We start from the raw sequence: 22,037 nt of genomic DNA on the forward strand, positions 1-22,037 counted from the left end.
AACATCTCGAAGGGCGCAGCCCGTTCTATATTCTCGTAGGACGAAGTCCGTTCTCGAAGCGAAGCGTTCTAATTTCTCGCAGGACGAAGTCCGATCTCAAATCTCGGAGCGAAGCTTTCTACCGAGCTTCGCCGGTTCCCGCTCTTAACCCTTTCAACACTTTCTCCAATTTCGGCTCCATTGGGGCATTAATCTCCATCCACTCGTCGTTAGACGGGTGCTGGAACTTAATGTTTGCCGCATGAAGGAATAAGCGGTCTAAGCCTACTTTTCCAGTGTATGCATCGAAGCGACGATCACCGTATCTGTCATCCCAGGCAATTGGGTGACCAGTATACTGAGTGTGCACGCGGATTTGGTGAGTACGGCCTGTGATCGGACTGGCCTGAATCAGAGTTGCATCAGCAAACTTTTCAAGGATTTTGAAGCGAGTTTCAGATGCTTTACCATTTGGGTTAACTCGAACAATGCTGTTTACTTCATTCTTTAGCAGAGGTGCATTCACCACTTTGCAGCTGCTCTTCCATTGCCCCATTACCAGAGCAAAGTAAAACTTCTTAACCGTCTTTTCTCGGAACTGAGCTTGCAGGTGACGTAGCGCAGAACGCTTTTTAGCTACAAGAAGAATGCCCGATGTATCGCGGTCAATACGGTGAACCAATTCTAGAAAACGGGCTTCCGGACGTAATGCTCTTAACGCTTCAATCGCACCAAACTTAAGACCACTTCCGCCGTGAACCGCTGTACCAGAAGGCTTATTAAGGATCAGCATATGGTCATCTTCATAGATGATCATATGTTCAAGCTCTGCGACTTTGTTGAGCTTAGTGCTAGGCGCAACTTCTTGTGCTTTTTCTTCGATAGTGACTGGTGGAATTCGTACCAAATCCCCCGCTTTTAACTTGTATTCCGCTTTTACGCGTTTTTTGTTTACTCGCACCTCTCCCTTGCGCAAGATTCGATAAACCATGCTTTTAGGGATACTTTTCAAATGGTTGCGTAAGAAGTTATCAATACGCTGACCTGCCATATCGTCGTCAATATCGACAAACTGGACTTTCGTTCTTATTTCACTCATCTGATTATTCTATCATTCAAAGTTGCGCAGAATCACATTTTCTTCGCAACAAACTGGAAAATTACTCAACTAATAATGAATGCAAATTCCGCTACGAATAAAAATCCATCAACTTTATTACAAATTTCAAAAATAGGCTCAATAAAACCTATAAAACAGATACTTACGGAAAATAAAATCAGCTTTTTTAGCGAATTATTATAAAGCGGATTGCTGACTTTAATGGGTACTGCTATAGTTCACCCCTGCAATATATGATTTGGTTGCCTTTTAAACAAACCGACTCATATCTGAGCAATAATTTGAGTAGCCCGTTAATTTACCAAAATGCAGCACACGGCGTAAGACATTTTCGAAATTAACACTCTTGTCACCCTACTCGTCGCTCATCATGTTGAGTGTTTACCGCCAATAATGCGGCTCACAAGCTTTACGAGAAATGCTTGTGAGACTGAAGTGCCCGAGCGCATCCCTCCAGCCGGGAGGCTGCAACGATTAAGCCATGGGATCTGGCACCATGAAAGCGATAGCAGTGACAAGAACAAAAAATGAAGAATGACAACGAGATTTATCAATGAAAAGAATGTTAATTAACGCAACTCAAAAAGAAGAGTTGCGTGTTGCTTTGGTTGATGGTCAGCGCTTATACGATTTGGATATCGAAAGCCCTGGTCATGAATCTAAGAAAGCAAATATCTACAAAGGACGTATCACTCGCATCGAACCAAGCCTAGAAGCGGCTTTCGTTGACTATGGTGCAGAAAGACACGGCTTCCTCCCTCTTAAAGAAATCGCCCGCGAATATTTCCCTGAAGGTTATACCTACCAAGGTCGTCCAAGCATTAAAGAAGTGCTTACAGAAGGCCAAGAAGTAATCGTACAAGTTGAAAAAGAAGAACGTGGCAGTAAGGGCGCAGCTCTTACAACGTTCATCTCACTTGCGGGTAGTTATCTGGTTCTTATGCCTAACAACCCTCGTGCCGGTGGTATTTCTCGCCGTATCGAAGGTGATGAGCGTACTCAACTGAAAGCAGCTCTAAGTACATTGGAACTACCGCAAGGTATGGGTCTGATCGTTCGTACCGCTGGTGTTGGTAAGAGTGCAGAAGAGCTTGAGTGGGATTTGAACGTGCTTCTAAACCACTGGGGCGCTATCAAGCAAGCTTCAGACGCGAACGCAGCACCTTTCCTGATTCACCAGGAAAGTAACGTTATCGTTCGAGCGATTCGTGACTACCTACGTCGTGACATTGGCGAAATCCTTATCGACAGCAACACAATCTACGAGCGTGCACTAGAGCACATCCGTCTGGTTCGTCCTGACTTCGTAAACCGTGTTAAGAAGTACGATGGTGAAGTACCGCTATTCAGTCACTACCAAATTGAGAGCCAAATCGAATCAGCGTTCCAGCGCGAAGTTCGTCTACCATCTGGTGGTTCAATCGTTATTGACCCAACAGAAGCTCTGACTTCCATCGACATCAACTCTGCTCGCGCAACCAAGGGCGGTGATATCGAAGAGACAGCACTAAACACTAACCTAGAAGCAGCAGAAGAGATTGCTCGTCAACTTCGTCTGCGTGATCTGGGCGGTCTAGTGGTTATTGACTTCATCGATATGACGCCTGTTCGTCACCAGCGTGAAGTAGAAAACCGTCTACGTGATTCTGTTCGTATGGACCGTGCACGAGTACAAATTGGCCGAATTTCTCGTTTCGGTCTATTAGAAATGTCTCGTCAGCGCTTAAGTCCTTCACTTGCTGAAGCAAGCCACCATATTTGTCCTCGCTGTACAGGTACTGGTGTTGTTCGTGACAACGAATCATTAGCTCTTTCTGTTCTTCGTCTGATTGAAGAGGAAGCACTAAAAGACAATACAGCTCAAGTTCTGGCTGTCGTTCCTGTGCCTATCGCTTCTTACCTATTAAACGAGAAGCGCCGCTCAGTGAACCATATTGAGCGCATCCAGGACGTTAAGATCACTGTTGTACCTAACTCAGATATGGAAACGCCTCACTTCGACGTTATCCGTGTTCGTGAAGGTGAAGAGTTTGATCTGCTTTCTTACCTACTGCCTAAGAAGATCGAAGCTCTGAAAGAAGCTGAAGGTAAAGAGCCAGTAGAAACAGAAGTCAAACCTAAGAAGATTGAAGAACCAGCGCTGAAAGGCTTTGCTGCGCCAACTCAATCAGCTCCAGCGCCAAGCCCAGTAGCAAAAGCGCCAGAGAAGAAAGTCGAGCGTGCTGAGCAACAAGAATCTCAACCTGGTCTTGTTAGTCGCTTCTTTAAAGCACTAGGTAGCTTCCTATTCGGCTCTTCTGAACAAGAAGAGAAGAAAGAAGAACAGCAACCTAAAGAGCGTAAAGAAGGTAACCGTAACAACCGCAACCGCCGTAACCGCAACGACAACCGTCGTCGCAACAACCGCGATAACCGTAACGAAAATCGTGAAGACAAGCGCGACAACAAGCGCAAGAACACTCGCGACGAAGCGAAGAGCGAATCAAAAGGTAACGAGCGTAAGCAACAGAACCGCAAGCCTAAACAGGAACGCCGTAACAAGCGTGACGACGTTAAAGCAAGCAAGGTTGCTGAAGAAGGTCTGAAACTAGCGGCAGATGCTCAGCAAAATGAGAAACCTGAAGCGCGTAAAGATCGTTCTGAAGAAAAAGCTGCGAAAGTAAAAGAGCGCCGTCAACGTCGCAAGCTTTCTAAACAAGTTCGCGTTAAAGATCAGGCTGCTAAAGCGAAAGCTGATGAAGAAGCGAAGCTAGTTGCTAAGGAAGCGAAAGCGGAAGTGATCGAAGAGGCCGTTGTTGAAGCTGTAGCAGAAGAGTCTGCAGAACAGCAACCTAAGCAACGCCGTAACCGTCGTTCACCTCGACATCTGCGCGCGAGCGGCCAACGTCGTCGTCGCGGTCGTGACCGTCGCCCTAACCCATTCCGCCTGCGTAAAGGTGGTGTAGCATCTCCAGAGATGGCGATGGGTAAAGTAATGCCAAGCTACGGCATCATCAAACCTGCACCTAAGCAACAAGCTAAGACTGACAAAGTTGAAGCACCTGTTGTTGAAGTGGCATCAGTGGAAACAACTATCGCTCTAGGCGGCGTTGCTTGCCCTGAGATGGCGATGGGTAAAGTGATTGTTCGCCGTGAACAGCAGCCAGCTGAACAACCTGTAGTTGAAACTGCACCAGTTGTCGCTGAACAGCCAGTCGCTAAAGAAACCGTTGTTGAAGCGCCAGTGGCTGAAGCTGCTCCAGCTGTTGAAGTAGCAGAGCAAGCTGAACCTGTTGTGACTCAAGCAGAACCAGCGGTTACGTCTGAAATTGTGGTACCACAAGGCTTCAAAGGCCACTCGAGTGCCCCAATGGCGAAAGCACCAGGCAACACTGAGATGAAAGAGATTACTGTTAACGCAGCACCGCTTAAGCAAGACCGTTACCAGTCTCGCGGCGCAGGTAGTCAAGTAGCGACTAACCAAGCTGGCGCAGTAATGACTAAACCTCAGTTTTAGTCCTCGCTGACCTGATTAAAAACAGCCTCTACTCCAGAGGCTGTTTTTTTATCTCTGGCACGCTTCTTTGTAAGTACGTACCTACAAGAAGGGGTAATTGAGCGATTTGTACCCATTGGTCACAAATATGGTTCAATATCAGTATCAATCTTGAACTTAATCACACTTTTCGGTAGCATGCGCCGACTCGATCTGAATCTATACTCTACATAAACGGGTATCTAGTTTAGTCACTCTGCTCTTTTACATTGCATTTTTGCCCAGTGGCGACTAAATACAATTCAGAATACTTTTAAACACTTAGCCAAACTGAGCAAACATGTTTGAATTTCCTCAATTTTCTAAACACTCTGTAAAAAATGATGTTTTATCAGGCTTAACCGTAGCACTTGCTTTGGTTCCTGAAGCTGTAGCATTCGCTTTCGTAGCGGGTGTAGACCCAATGGTTGGTTTATATGCAGCTTTCATCGTCGGTCTAATCACTTCAATTTTCGGTGGTCGTCCAGGTATGATCTCTGGTGCGACTGGCGCAATGGCCGTTGTAATGGTCTCTCTGGTAGCAACGCACGGCGTACAATACCTATTCGCTGCTATCTTACTTGCCGGTATCCTTCAGGTTGCTGCAGGTCTGTTTAAGCTAGGTAAATTCATTCGAATCGTGCCACATCCGGTAATGATTGGCTTTGTAAACGGTCTGGCGATTGTTATCTTCCTTGCTCAGCTAGGTCAGTTCAAAGCACCGGACCTGAGCGGCGCGTTAACATGGTTACCAAATGATCAAATGATGCTGATGCTAGGTCTTGTCGCCCTGACTATGGCTATCATTCACTTCTTACCAAAAATCACGACTGCTGTACCTTCATCGCTGGTTGCGATTGTGACTGTAACAGCACTCGTTGTTGGCTTAGATCTTGAGACGCGTACTGTTGTTGACTTCCTGCGCACCATGTCTGGTGACGAAGCGGCAACGCTAGCGGGTTCACTGCCAACTTTCTCTGTTCCAGCCGTTCCGTTTACGTTAGAGACTCTGCAAATCATCCTGCCATACGCAATTATTCTTGCGGCTATCGGCCTGATTGAATCGCTACTGACTCTGACCGTACTGGATGAAATGACGAACACACGCGGCCAGTCTAACCGTGAGTGTATAGGTCAGGGTATGGCAAACATGACATGTTCAGTGTTTGGCGCTATGGGTGGTTGTGCGATGATTGGTCAGTCTATGATCAACGTTAACTCTGGTGGTCGTGGTCGCCTATCGGGCATCGTAGCAGCTGTAGCGCTTCTGATGTTCATTCTGTTTGCGTCTTCACTGATTGAGATGATCCCGCTGGCTGCACTTGTTGGTGTAATGTTCATGGTTGTTATCGGTACATTTGAATGGGCAACCTTCAAGCTGGCTCGCCGTGTACCTAAACAAGACTTCTTTGTTATTGTACTGGTAACCGTTGTTACCGTTATGACTGACCTTGCTATCGCAGTATTCGTTGGTGTTATCGCATCTGCACTTATGTTTGCATGGCAGCATGCTAAACACATCTACGCAGACACTAGCATCAATGAAGAAGGCTCAAAAGAGTACAAGATCCACGGTCCAGTATTCTTCGGTTCAGTGGCAAACTTCCTTGAGATCTTCGACGCGCATGGTGATCCAAGCGATGTTATTGTCGACTTCGCCGATTCTCGCGTTACTGACCACTCTGCAATCGAAGCAATTGAGACACTGGCTGAACGTTACTCAGCGCAAGGCAAAACACTGCACCTGCGTCACCTAAGCCCAGACTGTCGTAAGCTGCTTGATAAAGCGGGCAGCCTGGTTGAGATTAATGTTAAGGAAGACCCTAGCTACAAAGTTGCGACTGACGTACTAGCAGGTTAATCCGAGCAAATCGTAAAGGGCTTCCAGTTGGAAGCCCTTTTTGTTTCTCTTTATCAGAACCTATTAAAAAAGCTCCCGAAGGAGCTTTTGTTACAATAACTTATTTAACTTTTCGCCAAACAACTCTAAACGCCAGCTTTGCATCACATCCGGCAGTGACGCTGGATCACGATCTTTCTTCCATACCCAACTGATCAACTGATTGAGCTGCTTCTTAGAAGCCAGGAACTCGGTTGCAAGACCACTTGTCTGCGACGCACGCTTCACTTCATCTTTAAGCACTTTGAACTTTTGCTTGTAACCCGGCATATCCATCAAACGTTCGATTTTTTGTGGGTACTCTTCTTCTGGAGTCATCTGCGCTGCTTTAACAATCGAAATAATACGAGCGCTGTGACGCTGCACTGAACGCAGATCCATACCTTCCTGCTCCATACGCTTACGATTCTGGATGCCTAAGCGAGCAACGGTCAGCAAGTCATTCTCTTTGAAAATGAAGTTAAGTGCTAAATCACGTTTCAATGCCTCTTTTAAGCGCCATGTTGCCAGAGGTTTAAGGATCGCTAACTCTTTAGGCTTAAGCTGCCATGCCCCCTTAACATCAAGGTAAGCACGCTCAGGATTGACTGTTTTGATGCGCTTAGACGCGATCAGATCACTCTCCTGCTGCGCCGCCTGCCACCAGCCTGCCTGAGTGATGTTTTCAAACAACTGCTCGTATAGAGGTAGCAGGTAGTAAACATCGGCAGCAGCGTATTCAAGCTGCTTATCTGTTAGTGGTCGCGCTAACCAGTCGGTGCGTGACTCGCTCTTATCAAGTTCTACGTTGAGATACTCGTTAACCAGAGCAGCAAAGCCTGTCGATAAACCATGGCCTAAGAAAGCAGCCATTAGCTGGGTATCAACCATAGGATAAGGTAGGCAACCAAAGCTGTTTTGAAACACTTCCAAATCTTCGCCACAGGCATGCAGAACCTTGAGTACTGACGTATCCTGCAGTAAGTGTACAAATGCCGTCATGTCGTCAATAACCGTTGGGTCGATTAGAGATAAGGTCTGCCCATCATAAAGTTGGATCAAACCTAATTGAGGGTAGTAGGTACGGGTACGGACAAACTCTGTGTCCAGCATAACTACATCGAATTCCCTAGCGCTTTGACACACAGTCTCTAACTGCGATGACTCGGTAATAATCTGATATTTCACTAACTTCTCACTATGAGCGATTTCCAGCGGCTATAAAAAATGCCGACTACGATTAGTCGGCATTCTATCATCAATCAAGCAGGCTTGTTTAGTTAACTCACTTAACCCTGTTGAGATTCTGCTAGCTTGGCATCGTTTTCTTCACGAAGCACACGGCGTAAGATCTTACCTACGTTTGTTTTCGGTAGATCGTCCTTAAACTCAACCAGCTTCGGCACTTTGTAACCTGTCAGGTGCTGGCGACAGTGAGCAATAATCTCATCTTTAGTCAGGCTAGGGTCACGCTTAACGACGTAGATCTTAACCAGCTCACCAGACACTTCATGCGGCTGACCAATTGCAGCCACTTCCAGTACCTTACCGTGCAATGCTACGACGTCTTCAATCTCATTTGGATAAACGTTGAAGCCAGATACCAGAATCATATCTTTCTTACGGTCAACGATATGGATAAGACCTTCATCGTCAAACTTAACGATATCACCTGTCGATAACCAACCTTCAGAGTTGATCACCTCTTTCGTCGCTTCAGGACGCTGCCAGTAACCTTGCATTACCTGAGGACCACGAACTTGAAGCTCGCCCACTTCAGTGTTTGGTACAGGGTTACCTTCGTCATCAACGATACGTACTTCAGTAGAAGGTACAGGCAGACCAATCGCGCCAGTGTAGTCCGTCAGATCGTAAGGGTTACCAGTTACTAGCGGAGAACACTCCGTCAGACCGTAACCTTCAAGCAGGTGAATACCTGTGGTTTTCTTCCATTGCTCCGCCACCGCACGCTGAACGGCCATACCACCGCCAACAGCAAGCTTGAGATTACTAAAATTAAGCTCATGGAAGTCTTCGTTATTTACCAGTGCGTTAAATAGAGTGTTAACACCCGTAATTGCGGTAAATGGATACTTCTGCAGCTCTTTAACGAAACCTGGAATATCACGCGGGTTGGTGATCAGTAAGTTTTGACCGCCCATCTCAATAAACAGCAAACAGTTCACCGTCAAGGCAAACACGTGATAAAGCGGTAATGCTGTCACGACCAGTTCACGACCTTCAGCCAGAACAGGACCATATGCCCCTTTCGCCTGAAGAACGTTAGCAATCATATTGCGGTGAGTAAGAATCGCACCTTTTGCTACGCCGGTAGTACCCCCTGTGTATTGCAGGAAGGCAATATCATCACCAGACATAAATGGTTTCACGTACTGCAGACGGCGGCCTTTGTGCAGAGCCTGACGCATAGAAATTGCACCAGGAAGGTCGTACTTAGGCACCATGCCTTTAACATACTTAACCACGAAGTCTACCAGTGTACCTTTCGCACGTGGCAGCATCTGACCAAGACTAGTCAGAACAACGTGTTTAACTGGCGTGTTATCAACGATCTGTTCCAGTGTGTTAGCGAAATTAGAAACGATAACAATCGCTTTTGCGCCTGAATCGTTAAGCTGGTGCTCGAGTTCACGAGGGGTGTAAAGCGGGTTAACGTTTACCGCGATCATACCTGCACGTAACACACCAAATAGTGCCACTGGGTATTGCAGTAGGTTTGGCATCATCAGAGCAACACGGTCACCTTTCTGCAGTTTCAGTTCGTTTTGCAGATACGCTGCAAACGCGCGGCTGCGCTCTTCTAACTTACGGAAAGTCATTACCGAGCCCATATTCATGAATGCAGGCTGGTCAGCGTACTTTTGTACTGACTGTTCAAACATCTCCACCAATGATGGGTATTGATCTGGGTTGATGTGCTCTGGCACATCACTTGGATAACGTGATAACCAAGGTTTATCCACGGTAAAACTCCTCGAAATTAGCTGGCTGTCATCTATGTGAAACGCTCTGTTTTCATTGAGGTCTATTACAGCACAGGCAGGCCGCTTGAGCACGAAAGACTCAAACACTTGTTTAAATTTTGTTAACTAAGCCAAAAATTAGGTTAGCTACTCTAAAAGGGGCTTGCAGATGACAATGATGACCGCCTTCGATCATCTCAATTTGAGTGGAGTCTGAAGCATCATTTTGAAAAGACTGCAAATAAGAGAAACCTTGCTCACCAAGAATGACCAGTTGAGATACTGTGACTTGTTGGCGAAACTCTGCTGCATGTTCGAACGACATTCGATACAAAGACTGACTTTGTAACTTGACGTCATGCCGCCATTGCCAGCCATGTTCAACTTCTATCAAGCCACGTTTAACAATCGGAGCGATAAGTGCCGCGTCTAGCTGATTCACTTTCGCACGCCGTTCTATCGCCTCTTGCTGTGACTGCATGGCCCGCATCGGTTTTCTTCGGACTCTCTGACGACTCAGAACACCTTCTCTTAAACGGGTAACCGTATCTTGAGAGGGCTCCGCCAGAGGACCATACCCTTCTATCTGAACTAATCCGCTGATCTGCTCAGGAAAGGCGGCACTATAACAACTTGCAATCAAAGCACCAAGTGAATGACCCACTAACACCAGTCTGTTTGGCGATAAGTTAGCCAAAAACTGGTAAACGTCATCTATATAGTCGTGAAATGGGTAGAAATTGCTGCCATTTTTGTGGCTAGAGAAGCCGTGGCCAGGTAAATCGATTGCGCATAGGTGGAGGTTTGGAGCAATGGAGTGCAACTCATTCATCACGGTTTCAAAGCTAGCTGCATTATCGAGCCAACCATGTAAAAAGACCACGGTCAGATCAGCGGTCTGCTTCGAACCATATTCGATGGTAGCAATATGCCCTGAGGCTATATCGCACCTTTGTTCATGACGCATTATTTCACTTCTTGAATGACTTGGCCCTGGCGGGTTCCATAACGATTTTCACGGCAGTAAAGCCCATGACATGGGTACAGGTAGCTATCAAAGTCATGAATAATAACACGCTCTTCAATTCGCCATAGGTGGTAACCCTTCACTTTCATTATCGGGAACTCGTAGTTGTACTCCCCCACCTTGCCCTGTTCACGCCCCTGACTATCACCAATCAGGGAAATGAGCCGACCTTCAGACAGTGTTATCGGATCTGCAAATCCGCTCACGTAGCCAACAAAACGCCCTTGCGCTTCCTGGTTAATATCTGGTTTACCAGCAGAGTTGATTGGCAGGTTCACGACTTCGATTCGAGTTTTGTCCTTGAGGTTAGTCACCTTAGCGATCAAACCGCCCAAACGGACTTCACTCTGCGCATCCTCACTGCTCTGCCAGACAGAGTAGTCGGTAATTAACTGGGGATTATCAGATTTCAAGCTTTCTGGTAATGAACTACAGGCTGAAAGCGTCAAAGCTGTAGAGAAAACCAGTAAAGTTTGTAATAGACGGAAAGACATAAAATTACGCAAGCTCATCATGTTAGATATAAATATCGACACCCAGCATTTGTGAAAGTTCATCACGCTGTGTCTGGGTCATCACCTTCATATACTCTTCCATCGCCCTGCGACCACGACCTTCTGGCAGGTCGTATTGCACTTGCGCTTTATGGATATCAGACTCATTAACATGACGGATAGAGTGGGCTACCGCGTTAGCCACCTTACTCGGCTGGCTGACTGGCGTGTTATCACTCGATTTTTTAACCTCATTCTTCTTGTTAGCCTTATTAGCCCGGTTAGGGCCTGGCAGCGAAGGAGGTAATCCATTAATTGATACCATACTATCCGTCTATGTTGTGGCTAGGTCAGCGAACTTATTCTCTACCTGGTAACTTCTTCCAGGCAACAGTATCACGAAGATAAACCGGGCTGGCTTCTTCAGCATCGACCGTGTTTCCTTTCGCCAGCTCAAACTTAGCGAGCTGAACGATATCTTCCGCATCTGGGAAAAGTACGTCACTCTTAGCCGTGTTGAACTTAATACCTTCAAGCTGCTCTGAGTAAGCGTCCCACCCGGTACCAGCAGTAAACCATTCAGACTCATCAGCCTGACTATTGTCAGCCACCAACTGTGGTGGTGTTACACACTCCTGGTCGGTTGCGAGCCAAGTGCCATCTTCTTGACGTGTGAAGCGTCCCCAGTAGACTTCACTCATGCGAGCGTCAATCGCAGTCGCTACATGGCTTTGAGCGTGTTTGCGATAAACACCTTGAGCCATAGCTTGTAGAGTCGAAATACCAATCATAGGTAAATCCGCACCGAATGCTAAACCTTGTGCAATACCAATGCCAATTCGTACTCCAGTAAAGCTGCCCGGACCACGTCCATAAGCCAGTGCGTCCAGTTCAGCGAGCGTTAAACCCGCTTCTTTCAGCACTTCATCTACCATAGGCAGTACTTTCTTAGTGTGGTCACGTGGCGCAACTTCACTACGCACGTAAACTTTATCGTCTACTAAAAGAGCAACTGAACAGTTCTCAGTCGCCGTATCTAGAGCAAGGATCTTTACACTCATTGATATCTCTGATTATTCGTTTGTTTTTAACATTAATTATGTTCAAGAAAGTCCTGCACCACCGCCAAATCTCGCGTGCGGGGGATAGGTGGCAAGCTAGCTAAGAACACACCACCGTAATCTCGGGTCACTAAGCGATTATCACATATAATCAGCGCCCCTTTGTCTTTCTTGTCGCGAATTAGTCGCCCAACCCCTTGCTTTAAGGTAATAACCGCATCAGGTATCTGTACTTGGGCAAAAGGGTCACCGCCTTTAAGCTGGCAATCTTCAATGCGCGCCTTTAGCAGCGGGTCATCGGGAGCTGTGAAGGGCAATTTGTCGATGATAACACAGCTAAGTGTGTCACCTCTAACGTCAATCCCTTCCCAGAAAGCCCCTGTTGCCACCAGCAAGGCATTACCGAGTTCCATAAACTCAGCAAGGGTCTTCTGTTTGCTGGTTTCTCCCTGCATCAAAACAGGTACCGTCAGACGCTCGCGAAAGCGCTCGCCTAGTTCTTTCATCATGCTGTGAGAGGTACAAAGGAAGAAACAGCGTCCCTGATTTTGCTCGATAACCGGAGTAAGCATTTTTACCAACTTATCCGCCATCCCCGGGCTATTGGGCTCGGGCAGGTAACGAGGCACACACAGTCTGGCCTGACTTTGATAGTCGAACGGGCTTGGCAGCGACAGTTGCTGTTGAGGTTTAAGTCCCAGACGAGCGGTAAAGTGACCGAAATCGTTATTCACCGCCAGCGTCGCGGAGGTAAAAATCCAGGCCCCCTGCTTAAGCTCAATCTGTTCGTGAAACTTATCGGCAACCGTTAATGGCGTAATGTGTAAGCTAAAGTGACGCGGTGTGGTGTCATACCAGTATGAATAACCGGTAATCGACACATCACACACCCTATCAAGTCGGGCTTTGATGGTATTGGCACGCTCAAAGGCACTATCTAACAGTTGGCTGCGCCCTAGCGCGAGTTTCAACACTTCCAATACAAAATCGAGTGCATCTTCAAGACGGCGCAACTCTCTACCAATCGAGGGCGACGTAATCGCTTCACGCCAGTTTCCTCGAAAACCGGGTTCGCCAAGTACAATACGTAAGTCCATCGCCGTCTGATAAAGCTTCTCACCCGCTTTTTGTAGTTGGCGCATATCTTTGGCTTCAGTGCGATAAGCGATTTCGATGTCTTTACAAAGTTCTTGGATTTGTCGACTGGAAAGCGATTGTCCAAAGTATTGGCTCGCAATATCAGGCAGCTGGTGTGCCTCATCAAAAATAAACACATCTGCCTCGGGGATTAACTCTCCGAATCCAGTTTCCTTAATCGCAAGATCAGCTAAGAACAGGTGATGGTTAACCACGACAACATCAGCATCCATGGCTTTTTTTCGTGCCTTAAGTACAAAGCAGTCCTGATAACTTGGGCACTCTTTACCAAGGCAGTTGTCATTGGTGGAGGTAATGGTCGGAATGACCGGACTGTCTTCCGCAATCGCATCACAGTCGCCTAAGTCACCTGTTTTAGTTTCAGATGACCAGCTACGCACCTTAACCAGTTGACTCAATAAGGTGGGATCAGCGGTCTGGTTATGACTCTCAACCATTTGTCTGCTTAAGCGGTCTAAACACAAGTAGTTTGCACGCCCTTTAAGCAGCGCCACTTGCCCATAAAAACCGAGCGCACCGGTCATCAAGGGTAAGTCTCGGTGAAAAAGCTGTTCCTGCAGGTTTTTAGAACCGGTACTGATGATGGTTTTCTTACCACTGAGAAGTGCAGGAACCAGATAGGCAAATGTTTTACCCGTACCTGTGCCCGCTTCAACCACGACCTGACCTTGTGTTTTGATTGCATTAGCAACCACTTCGGCCATATCGAGCTGCGCTTGGCGCGGTTGAAAACCAGGTATCGCTTTACCCAGAGCTCCTTCAGAGGAGAAGGTTTTTGAAATCATTGAGTGCAGAGAGTTGTTCTTAAGAGGGGGTAATTATGGCAGTTTTCCAGCCTAGGCGCGAATGAGATTTCGCGCCCTAGAAAAATTGAAAATTATCGTTTATTGAGATAACGAGTTAGCCAGGCAGGTCCTTCAAAGCCTTCTTGTTGGCAATCAGATATGGCGCGTGCAGCTTCAGCTGGGGAGGCACGGTTTTCCCACATTTCGTCTAATAATTCTTCGTCTAGTTCTTTTCCACCAGTCAGGGCACTGACTCGTTCTGAATACAATTTTCGGGCTAATAACTCTTTATCCATAAATACCACCTAAAAACGCGACAAGAGAAAAAATACCAACATATAATTCGAGCAAACGGTTAACTCAGATTAATTGTTGAAACCAACTCGATATTAGTTTAATTGTAGCTTCAATAATGCGGGTCAGCTCACCGTTCGAGGTCCCGTAAAAAATTCACTATTCAAAAAAAATAAATCACGGAAGTTTTAACTTGATGGAAAAGAAAACACTACTAACGCATTGTACGGACGCCCCTGGTCTCATCTCAAAGATCACTAATATCTGTTACAAGCACCAACTCAACATCATCCATAACAACGAGTTCGTTGATAACACCAGCGGCCACTTTTTCATGCGTACTGAGCTGGAAGGTTACTTCAATGATGAGACATTTCTCGCAGACCTTGATCAGGCTCTGCCACAAGGTGCAAAACGTAAGCTGATGGGTTCAAACCGCAAGCGCGTAGTGATCTTAGTGACAAAAGAAGCTCATTGTCTTGGTGACATTCTAATGAAGAACTACGACGGTAGTCTGGATGTCGACATTGCAGCCGTTGTGGGTAACTACGATACGCTTCAGAGCCTGACAGAGAAGTTCGATATTCCTTACCACCATGTTTCTCACGAAGGTCTTAACCGCGAAGAGCATGAGAAGGAGATGTTGCAGGTTATCGACCAGTATCAGGCTGACTATCTGGTATTGGCTAAGTACATGCGCGTTCTGACGCCATCATTTGTTGAGAAGTACAATCATAAGATCATCAACATCCATCACAGCTTTCTGCCTGCATTTATCGGTGCAAAGCCTTACCAACAGGCGTATGAGCGTGGCGTTAAAATCATTGGTGCGACGGCCCACTTTGTCACCAATGATCTTGATGAAGGCCCAATTATCAAGCAGGACGTTATCCCTGTAGACCACAACTTCAGTGCTCAGGATATGGCTCAGGCTGGTCGAGACGTAGAGAAGAATGTTCTTAGCAAAGCGCTAAACAAGGTTCTTAACGACCATGTCTTTGTTTACGGCAACAAAACCGTAATTTTGTAAGTTCAGTCAAAACACTAAGGCCTCCAATTGGAGGCCTTAGTTTTATCATCTTCAGCTTACAGTTTTACCGCCAGCTCCACACCCTGCTTAATTGCTCGAACCGCATCAAGTTCGCCAGCATAGTCAGCACCACCAATGATATGAAGTTTATCGCCCAACTGGTGCCACTGGCTTTCAAAAGGGCGAACCGACTCTTGGCCCGCACAGATAATCACGGTATCTGCATCCAATAGCTGTTGCTTGTCATCAATGCTGATGTGTAAGCCATCGCTATCAATCTTATCGTAGCTCACGCCACCTAACAGATTTACGCCACGTTTTTCCAGCGTGCGCTTATGAATCCAGCCTGTCGTTTTGCCTGGACCTTTACCAACGCGCCCTTTACGACGTTGCAGAACCCAAACTGTCTTATCGCTCATTGAGTCAGGGTAAGGGAACAAACCACCCGGATGAGAAATTTCTTTATCAATGCCCCACTCGTGCAGCCAGTCATCAAGATTGTGACCACTTGGTTCGGTGAGCATTGTCGCTACATCTACACCAATACCACCAGCACCAACGATAGCCACTTTATTACCAACAAACGTTTTCTCTTTAATCAGAGTTTGGTAGTCGATGACTTTATCAGGTGTATCAATACCTTCGATATTAACTTTACGCGGTTCAACACCGGACGCCATTACCACTTCATCGTACTCTGCCAGTAAGTCGTAATTCGCTTCGGTTTCGAGGTGAAGTTTTACACCTGTCTCGTCGATTCGATTAGAAAAGTATCGAATGGTTTCTCTGAATTCTTCTTTACCCGGGATCTGCATTGCCAGACGGAACTGACCACCAATCCGGTCATTACGTTCAAACAGGTCAACATTATGACCTCTTTCCGCCAGCGTGGTTGCACACGCCAGACCCGCAGGTCCTGCACCGACAACCGCGATGTTTTTCTTGACGTCAGAAGGTGTCACAACGAGCTCAGTTTCACGACAGGCTAACGGGTTAACCAAACAGCCAGCACGTTTACCTTTAAATACATTATCCAGACATGCCTGATTACAGCCGATACAGGTATTAATCAATTGCGACTGATTTTGCTCTGCCTTAATGACAAAATGCGGATCGGCGAGGAAAGGTCGCGCCATGGAAACCATATCCGCATGACCACTTGCCAGAATTGACTCAGCCTCTTCAGGAGTGTTAATACGGTTACAAGTCACGATAGGGACATTGACATGTGGACGTACCTTTTCGGTTACCCAGGTAAATGCACCACGTGGTACCTGAGTCGCGATAGTTGGAATTCTCGCCTCATGCCAGCCGATACCGGTATTGATGATGGTCACTCCCGCTTTTTCTAGCTCCTGAGCCAGTTCGACCACTTCTTCAAAGGTGCTTCCCTCTTCAACCAGATCAAGCATTGATAGACGGAAGATAATAATAAATTCGTTACCCGCTGCTTTGCGGATAGCTTTAACCACTTCCAACGGGAAACGGATTCGGTTCTGGTAACTGCCGCCCCATTCATCGTAACGGGTATTGGTACGTTTACAGATAAACTGGTTAAGTAAGTAGCCCTCTGAACCCATGACTTCAACGCCATCATATCCTGCTTCAACCGCTAAAGCGGCACTCTTAGCAAAAGCTTCGATAGTATTGTTTATCTGACGAGTACTCATCTCACTTGGAGCAAAACGAGCAATAGGCGCTTTAATCGATGACGCACTTTGAGCGAAAGGGTGCATTGCGTAACGACCGGCATGTAATAGCTGGAGAGCAATTTTGCCACCGTGTTTATGAACGGCTTCGGTAACAACCTTATGGGCTTTAGCATGTTTAGGCTTACTAAATTCAGCACTAAATGGGTGCAAGCGACCACGTAAGTTTGGCGAAAAGCCTCCGGTAACAATCAGGCCTACTCCACCCTTCACACGTTCTTCGTAGAACGCTGCAAGCTTGCCGAGACCTTCTTTATGCTCTTCAAGCCCCGTGTGCATTGAGCCCATTAATACTCGGTTTCTCAACTGGGTAAATCCGAGGTCTAGTGGTTTTAGTAGGTTTGGGTACATGGAAGACATCACTTTACTCTTTTTTATTGTGGTCTGACCAGAATACAAAGTCATTAAATAAAAATCAAACACCCGTTTACATTTCTGTAACACCGATCAATCTTACGGTTGTTTGGGTATACTAGTTTAAGTAGGATGTAACTTGATCTGGATTTATAAGGTCTTACAGCGGATAAGCCTTAACCTGCGACCTTCGCAGCGGAGAAAAAATGAAAAGTATATTTAAGTTTGTTGGCATGTTTTTTAAAGGTATCTGGAAACTTATCACCTTTATTCGTCTCGCCCTCGTCAACCTGATTTTCCTAGCGAGTATTGGCATTATTTACTTCATCTACACCAGTGCTGAAGCGCCTGTCCCGACAGTGCCTAAAGAGTCAGCTCTGATCGTCAATATTTCTGGGCCGATTGTTGAACAACCCACTTACGTTAACCCTATGGACTCTTTGACCGGTTCATTCTTCGGTCAAAGCCTGCCTAAAGAGAACGTGTTGTTCGACATTGTTGATACGATTCGTCATGCCAAAGATGATGAGCAAATCAGCGGTATTGTGCTGGCGTTACGCGACATGCCGGAAACCAACCTGACCAAGCTGCGCTACATAGCGAAAGCGTTAAACGAGTTTAAAGCGTCAGGTAAACCTATTTATGCTGTGGGTGATATTTACAATCAAAGCCAGTATTACCTGGCCAGCTACGCCGATAAGATCTATCTGGCTCCAGACGGTGCAGTAATGCTTAAAGGCTACAGCGCATACTCTCTCTACTACAAAACCCTGTTAGAGAAACTGGATGTGAACACTCATGTTTTCCGCGTCGGTACCTACAAGTCAGCGATTGAGCCTTTCGTTCGTGACGACATGTCCAAGGAAGCGAAAGAGTCCGCCTCGCGCTGGTTAGGGCAACTGTGGGGGGCTTACATTGATGATGTAGCGACCAACCGCCAACTGGCGTCTGAAACTCTGAACCCTGATATGGATACATTTCTTAAACTGTTGAAGCAGAACAATGGCGACTTAGCGTCACTTTCTCTCAATGTTGGTCTTGTCGATCAACTGGCGACTCGTCAACAGGTAAGAAAAGATCTTATCGAAGTCTTTGGCAGTAATGGTGAAGATAGTTACAACTATGTCGACTTCTACGAATATCAATCGACAATGACACCTAAGTTCGATCTGGCTGCTGATGATATCGCAATCGTAGTGGCAAGCGGTGCCATCATGGACGGCTCGCAACCGCGTGGTACCGTTGGTGGTGACACAGTGGCTGCGCTGCTGCGTCAGGCACGCAATGATGACAAAGTAAAAGCCGTGGTTCTACGTGTTGATAGCCCGGGCGGTAGTGCGTTCGCCTCTGAAGTGATTCGCAATGAAGTCGAAGCGCTGAAAGAAGCGGGTAAACCAGTAGTGGTATCGATGTCGAGCCTTGCGGCATCGGGTGGTTACTGGATCTCTATGAGTGCTGACCGTATCGTTGCTCAACCAACAACGCTTACCGGCTCAATTGGTATTTTCAGTGTCCTGACCACATTTGAAAAGGGCCTCAACAAGCTCGGCATCTACACCGATGGTGTTGGCACTTCTCCATTCTCAGATGTTGGTGTAACAACCGGTTTATCAGACGGTGCTTCTCAGGCATTCCAAATGGGAATTGAACATGGCTACAACCGCTTTATTGGATTGGTCAGTCAATCACGTGAGATTCCATTAGAGCAGGTCGATAACGTTGCCCAAGGGCGTGTATGGACAGGCCAGGACGCACTTGAGTTTGGCCTGGTCGATAAAATTGGTGATTTCGATGATGCCGTTGAACTGGCAGCAGAGTTAGCGAAAGTTGAACAATATAATTTGTATTGGGTAGAAGAACCACTCTCTCCTGCTCAACAGTTTATTCAGGACTTCATGAACCAAGTTAGTGCTCACTTAGGCATCGACCCAACAGCCATGTTGCCTCAGGCTCTTCAACCTGTTGCTCAGCAAGTGATTCAGGATACAAATATGCTACAAAGCTTTAATGATCCTAAAGGTCAGTACGCTTTCTGTCTTAACTGTCAGGTTCAATAATCGGATTGACTAAACCGACCAGAGACTCAAGGGGGATTCCTGTGCGGAATCCCCCTTTTTATTGGCCTAGATTGATATATAATCCCACGCTCTGTTCCCCCTACAATTAACTGGTTTCAAAGCAATGGCAAGAAAACATATTTATATCGCGTACACTGGCGGTACCATTGGTATGCAAAAATCCCATGATCACGGTTATGTTCCAGTAGCTGGTTTCATGGAAAAACAATTAGCAAGTATGCCAGAGTTCCACAGACCAGAAATGCCTGAGTTTACTATCCATGAGTATGACCCGCTTATCGACTCATCAGATATGACACCAGCAGATTGGCAGCAAATTGCTGACGACATCCGCGACAACTACGATAAGTACGACGGTTTCGTAATCCTACACGGCACTGACACAATGGCTTACACAGCCTCAGCGCTCTCTTTTATGCTAGAGAACCTTGGCAAGCCAGTGATAGTGACAGGCTCACAGATCCCTCTTGCTGAACTGCGCTCAGATGGTCAGGCAAACCTGTTGAATGCTCTGCACATTGCCGCTAACTACCCGATCAACGAAGTAACGCTGTTCTTCAATAACAAACTGATGCGCGGTAACCGCAGTACTAAGTCTCATGCGGATGGTTTTAACGCTTTCACTTCTCCAAACCTGCCTCCACTACTGGAAGCGGGTATCAATATTCAGATCAGCAACGATATTGAAGTTGGTAAACAGCCTGAAGGTGAATTTAAGGTTCACGACATCACGCCACAACCGATTGGTGTGATAACCATGTATCCGGGGATCTCCCATGAGGTTATCCGTAATACCCTGCTTCAACCTGTTAATGCGATGATTCTGTTAACTTTCGGCGTTGGTAATGCCCCCCAGAACCCTGAGTTACTGCATCATCTAAAAGATGCTTCAGAACGTGGCGTAATTGTGGTTAACCTGACGCAATGTCTTGCGGGCAAGGTCAATATGGGCGGTTACGCAACAGGCTGTGCCCTTGCAGAAGCTGGCGTGATCAGCGGCTACGATATGACACCTGAAGCGGCTCTGGCAAAATTGCATTTCCTACTAAGCCAAGGTCTGAGCTACGATCAGGTTAAGGTGAAGATGCAACAAGTGCTTCGCGGTGAAATGAGTATCTAAACTCAATCACTCATAGCCTTGCAAAGCCGACTTTATGTCGGCTTTTTTGTTTCCCGCTGGTACAAAAAAGGCGACTCACAGAGTCGCCTTTTATTAACTAATCTTTCGATTAACCGATGTGCGTTGCGCCGCCCATGTACTTCTGAAGTGCCGTTGGGATTGCGATACGACCATCAGCTTCTTGGTTGTTCTCCAGAATCGCAACCATTGTACGACCTACAGCAAGACCAGAACCGTTTAGTGTGTGCACAAGCTCAGGCTTCTTCTCGCCTTTACGACGGAAACGAGCTTGCATACGACGAGCCTGGAAGTCCCACATGTTTGAACAAGATGAGATTTCACGGTAAGTCTCTTGCGCTGGGACCCAAACTTCAAGGTCGTAAGTCTTACGAGCACCGAAGCCCATATCACCAGTACACAGAACCACTTTACGGTAAGGAAGCTCCAGAAGCTGAAGAACTTTCTCAGCGTGGCCTGTTAGCTCTTCTAGTGCATCCATTGAATCTTCTGGCTTAGTAATCTGTACCAGTTCTACTTTGTCGAATTGGTGCATGCGGATAAGACCACGAGTATCACGACCGTAAGAACCCGCTTCAGAACGGAAACATGGTGTGTGTGCTGTCATCTTAAGAGGCAGATCTGCTTCATCAGAAATAGTATCGCGTACCATGTTAGTTACAGGCACTTCCGCAGTTGGGATAAGAGACAGTTTACGTGGCTCTTCGTCGTTCACTTTCTCTTCTAGCGGTTCAGTGTGGAACAGGTCTTTACCAAATTTAGGTAGCTGACCAGTACCAAACAGGCTGTCAGAGTTTACCAGGTACGGTACATACATTTCTGTGTAGCCGTGCTCTTCTGTGTGAAGATCTAGCATGAACTGAGCAATTGCACGGTGAAGACGAGCAAATTGACCTTTCATTACGATAAAGCGAGCACCAGTGATCTTAGTTGCGCTTGCGAAATCAAGACCGTCACCCATCTCACCAAGATCTACGTGATCTTTCAGTTCGAAGTCGTAAGTTTTTGGCTCACCCCAACGAGAGATTTCTACGTTGTCGTCTTCATCTTTACCGTCTGGCACATCGTCTGCAGGTAGGTTTGGAACAGACAGAGTGATCTCTTCAAGCTGAGCCATTACCGCGTCAAGTTCAACCTTTTTCGCGTCTAGATCGCTACCAAGTGTACCGATTTGCTTCTTGATCTCTTCAGCGCCTTCTTTGTCGCCTGCAGCCATTTTCTGGCCGATCTGCTTGGAGATGGAGTTACGCGTGGATTGTAAATTTTCAACTTCTACTTGAATCGACTTACGTTGTTCTTCAAGTGTACGGATTGTTTCTACGTCAAGCTTAAAGCCACGACGTGCTAGTTTTGCAGCTGTTTCATCCAGCTCTGTACGAAGTAATTTAGAATCCAGCATTGTTAATCCTATGCTTTTTTTAGTAGTGAAATCG

16 protein-coding genes are annotated in these 22,037 nt (G+C 46.6%); 5 read left to right on the forward strand and 11 right to left on the reverse strand.

Annotation, left to right across the window (positions count from 1 at the left end; translation table 11 throughout):
- Window positions 1–118: 118 nt before the first annotated feature.
- Window positions 119–1,078 carry a 23S rRNA pseudouridine(955/2504/2580) synthase RluC gene (gene rluC / locus RH46_RS19410; protein ID WP_006881233.1) on the reverse strand — a complete coding sequence of 320 codons (960 nt, stop codon included), beginning with the start codon at window positions 1,076–1,078 and terminating at the stop codon, window positions 119–121.
- Between the two features lie 574 nt (window positions 1,079–1,652).
- Here rluC and rne point away from each other — a divergent pair.
- Both rne and RH46_RS19420 read left to right on the forward strand, forming a co-directional pair.
- Window positions 1,653–4,595, forward strand: coding sequence for a ribonuclease E (rne, locus tag RH46_RS19415; protein ID WP_006881234.1), 2,943 nt, complete (start codon window positions 1,653–1,655; stop codon window positions 4,593–4,595).
- Between the two features lie 319 nt (window positions 4,596–4,914).
- Window positions 4,915–6,474, forward strand: coding sequence for a SulP family inorganic anion transporter (locus tag RH46_RS19420; RefSeq protein ID WP_006881235.1), 1,560 nt, complete (start codon window positions 4,915–4,917; stop codon window positions 6,472–6,474).
- A gap of 90 nt (window positions 6,475–6,564) precedes the next feature.
- Here RH46_RS19420 and rnd read toward each other — a convergent pair whose 3' ends face one another.
- The 8 genes from rnd to RH46_RS19460 form a co-directional block, all read right to left on the reverse strand.
- Window positions 6,565–7,680, reverse strand: coding sequence for a ribonuclease D (rnd, locus tag RH46_RS19425; RefSeq protein ID WP_040896286.1), 1,116 nt, complete (start codon window positions 7,678–7,680; stop codon window positions 6,565–6,567).
- Window positions 7,681–7,781: 101 nt separating this feature from the next.
- Complete coding sequence (gene fadD / locus RH46_RS19430) at window positions 7,782–9,476, reverse strand: long-chain-fatty-acid--CoA ligase FadD (protein WP_006881237.1); 1,695 nt, start codon at window positions 9,474–9,476, stop codon at window positions 7,782–7,784.
- Between the two features lie 112 nt (window positions 9,477–9,588).
- Window positions 9,589–10,443 (reverse strand): alpha/beta fold hydrolase, encoded by an 855-nt coding sequence (locus RH46_RS19435; protein WP_006881238.1) that lies wholly within the window; start codon window positions 10,441–10,443, stop codon window positions 9,589–9,591.
- Window positions 10,443–10,997: a Slp family lipoprotein gene (locus tag RH46_RS19440; protein ID WP_040896299.1), complete on the reverse strand. Its 555-nt coding sequence runs from the start codon at window positions 10,995–10,997 to the stop codon at window positions 10,443–10,445. Before RH46_RS19440 ends, RH46_RS19435 begins: the two co-directional genes overlap by 1 nt.
- A gap of 22 nt (window positions 10,998–11,019) precedes the next feature.
- Window positions 11,020–11,322: a hypothetical protein gene (locus tag RH46_RS19445; protein WP_006881240.1), complete on the reverse strand. Its 303-nt coding sequence runs from the start codon at window positions 11,320–11,322 to the stop codon at window positions 11,020–11,022.
- A gap of 34 nt (window positions 11,323–11,356) precedes the next feature.
- Window positions 11,357–12,058 (reverse strand): tRNA (adenosine(37)-N6)-threonylcarbamoyltransferase complex dimerization subunit type 1 TsaB, encoded by a 702-nt coding sequence (gene tsaB / locus RH46_RS19450; RefSeq protein WP_006881241.1) that lies wholly within the window; start codon window positions 12,056–12,058, stop codon window positions 11,357–11,359.
- 32 nt (window positions 12,059–12,090) lie between these two features.
- The gene (locus RH46_RS19455) at window positions 12,091–14,001 is read right to left on the reverse strand and encodes a DNA repair helicase YoaA (RefSeq protein WP_006881242.1); all 1,911 of its coding nucleotides are present in this window, start codon (window positions 13,999–14,001) and stop codon (window positions 12,091–12,093) included.
- 92 nt (window positions 14,002–14,093) lie between these two features.
- Window positions 14,094–14,297 (reverse strand): hypothetical protein, encoded by a 204-nt coding sequence (locus RH46_RS19460; RefSeq protein WP_006881243.1) that lies wholly within the window; start codon window positions 14,295–14,297, stop codon window positions 14,094–14,096.
- Window positions 14,298–14,491: 194 nt separating this feature from the next.
- Between RH46_RS19460 and purU the strand changes: the two genes are divergently transcribed.
- Complete coding sequence (gene purU / locus RH46_RS19465; RefSeq protein ID WP_006881244.1) at window positions 14,492–15,325, forward strand: formyltetrahydrofolate deformylase; 834 nt, start codon at window positions 14,492–14,494, stop codon at window positions 15,323–15,325.
- Between the two features lie 56 nt (window positions 15,326–15,381).
- On the opposite strand, the gene RH46_RS19470 is transcribed toward purU, so the two are convergent.
- Window positions 15,382–17,394, reverse strand: a complete 2,013-nt coding sequence (locus RH46_RS19470) for an NADPH-dependent 2,4-dienoyl-CoA reductase (RefSeq protein WP_006881245.1) — start codon at window positions 17,392–17,394, stop codon at window positions 15,382–15,384.
- 200 nt (window positions 17,395–17,594) lie between these two features.
- Between RH46_RS19470 and sppA the strand changes: the two genes are divergently transcribed.
- Together sppA and ansA are read left to right on the forward strand one after the other, a co-directional pair.
- Window positions 17,595–19,445 carry a signal peptide peptidase SppA gene (gene sppA / locus RH46_RS19475; RefSeq protein WP_006881246.1) on the forward strand — a complete coding sequence of 617 codons (1,851 nt, stop codon included), beginning with the start codon at window positions 17,595–17,597 and terminating at the stop codon, window positions 19,443–19,445.
- A gap of 124 nt (window positions 19,446–19,569) precedes the next feature.
- Complete coding sequence (ansA, locus tag RH46_RS19480; RefSeq protein ID WP_006881247.1) at window positions 19,570–20,586, forward strand: asparaginase; 1,017 nt, start codon at window positions 19,570–19,572, stop codon at window positions 20,584–20,586.
- Window positions 20,587–20,695: 109 nt separating this feature from the next.
- Here the strand turns inward: ansA and serS are convergent, their stop codons facing one another.
- The gene (gene serS, locus RH46_RS19485) at window positions 20,696–22,003 is read right to left on the reverse strand and encodes a serine--tRNA ligase (protein ID WP_006881248.1); all 1,308 of its coding nucleotides are present in this window, start codon (window positions 22,001–22,003) and stop codon (window positions 20,696–20,698) included.
- Window positions 22,004–22,037 lie beyond the last annotated feature (34 nt).

Origin of the sequence: Vibrio brasiliensis LMG 20546 (assembly GCF_000189255.1) — a bacterium.
In the GTDB taxonomy this organism is placed as follows: Bacteria; Pseudomonadota; Gammaproteobacteria; order Enterobacterales; family Vibrionaceae; genus Vibrio; species Vibrio brasiliensis.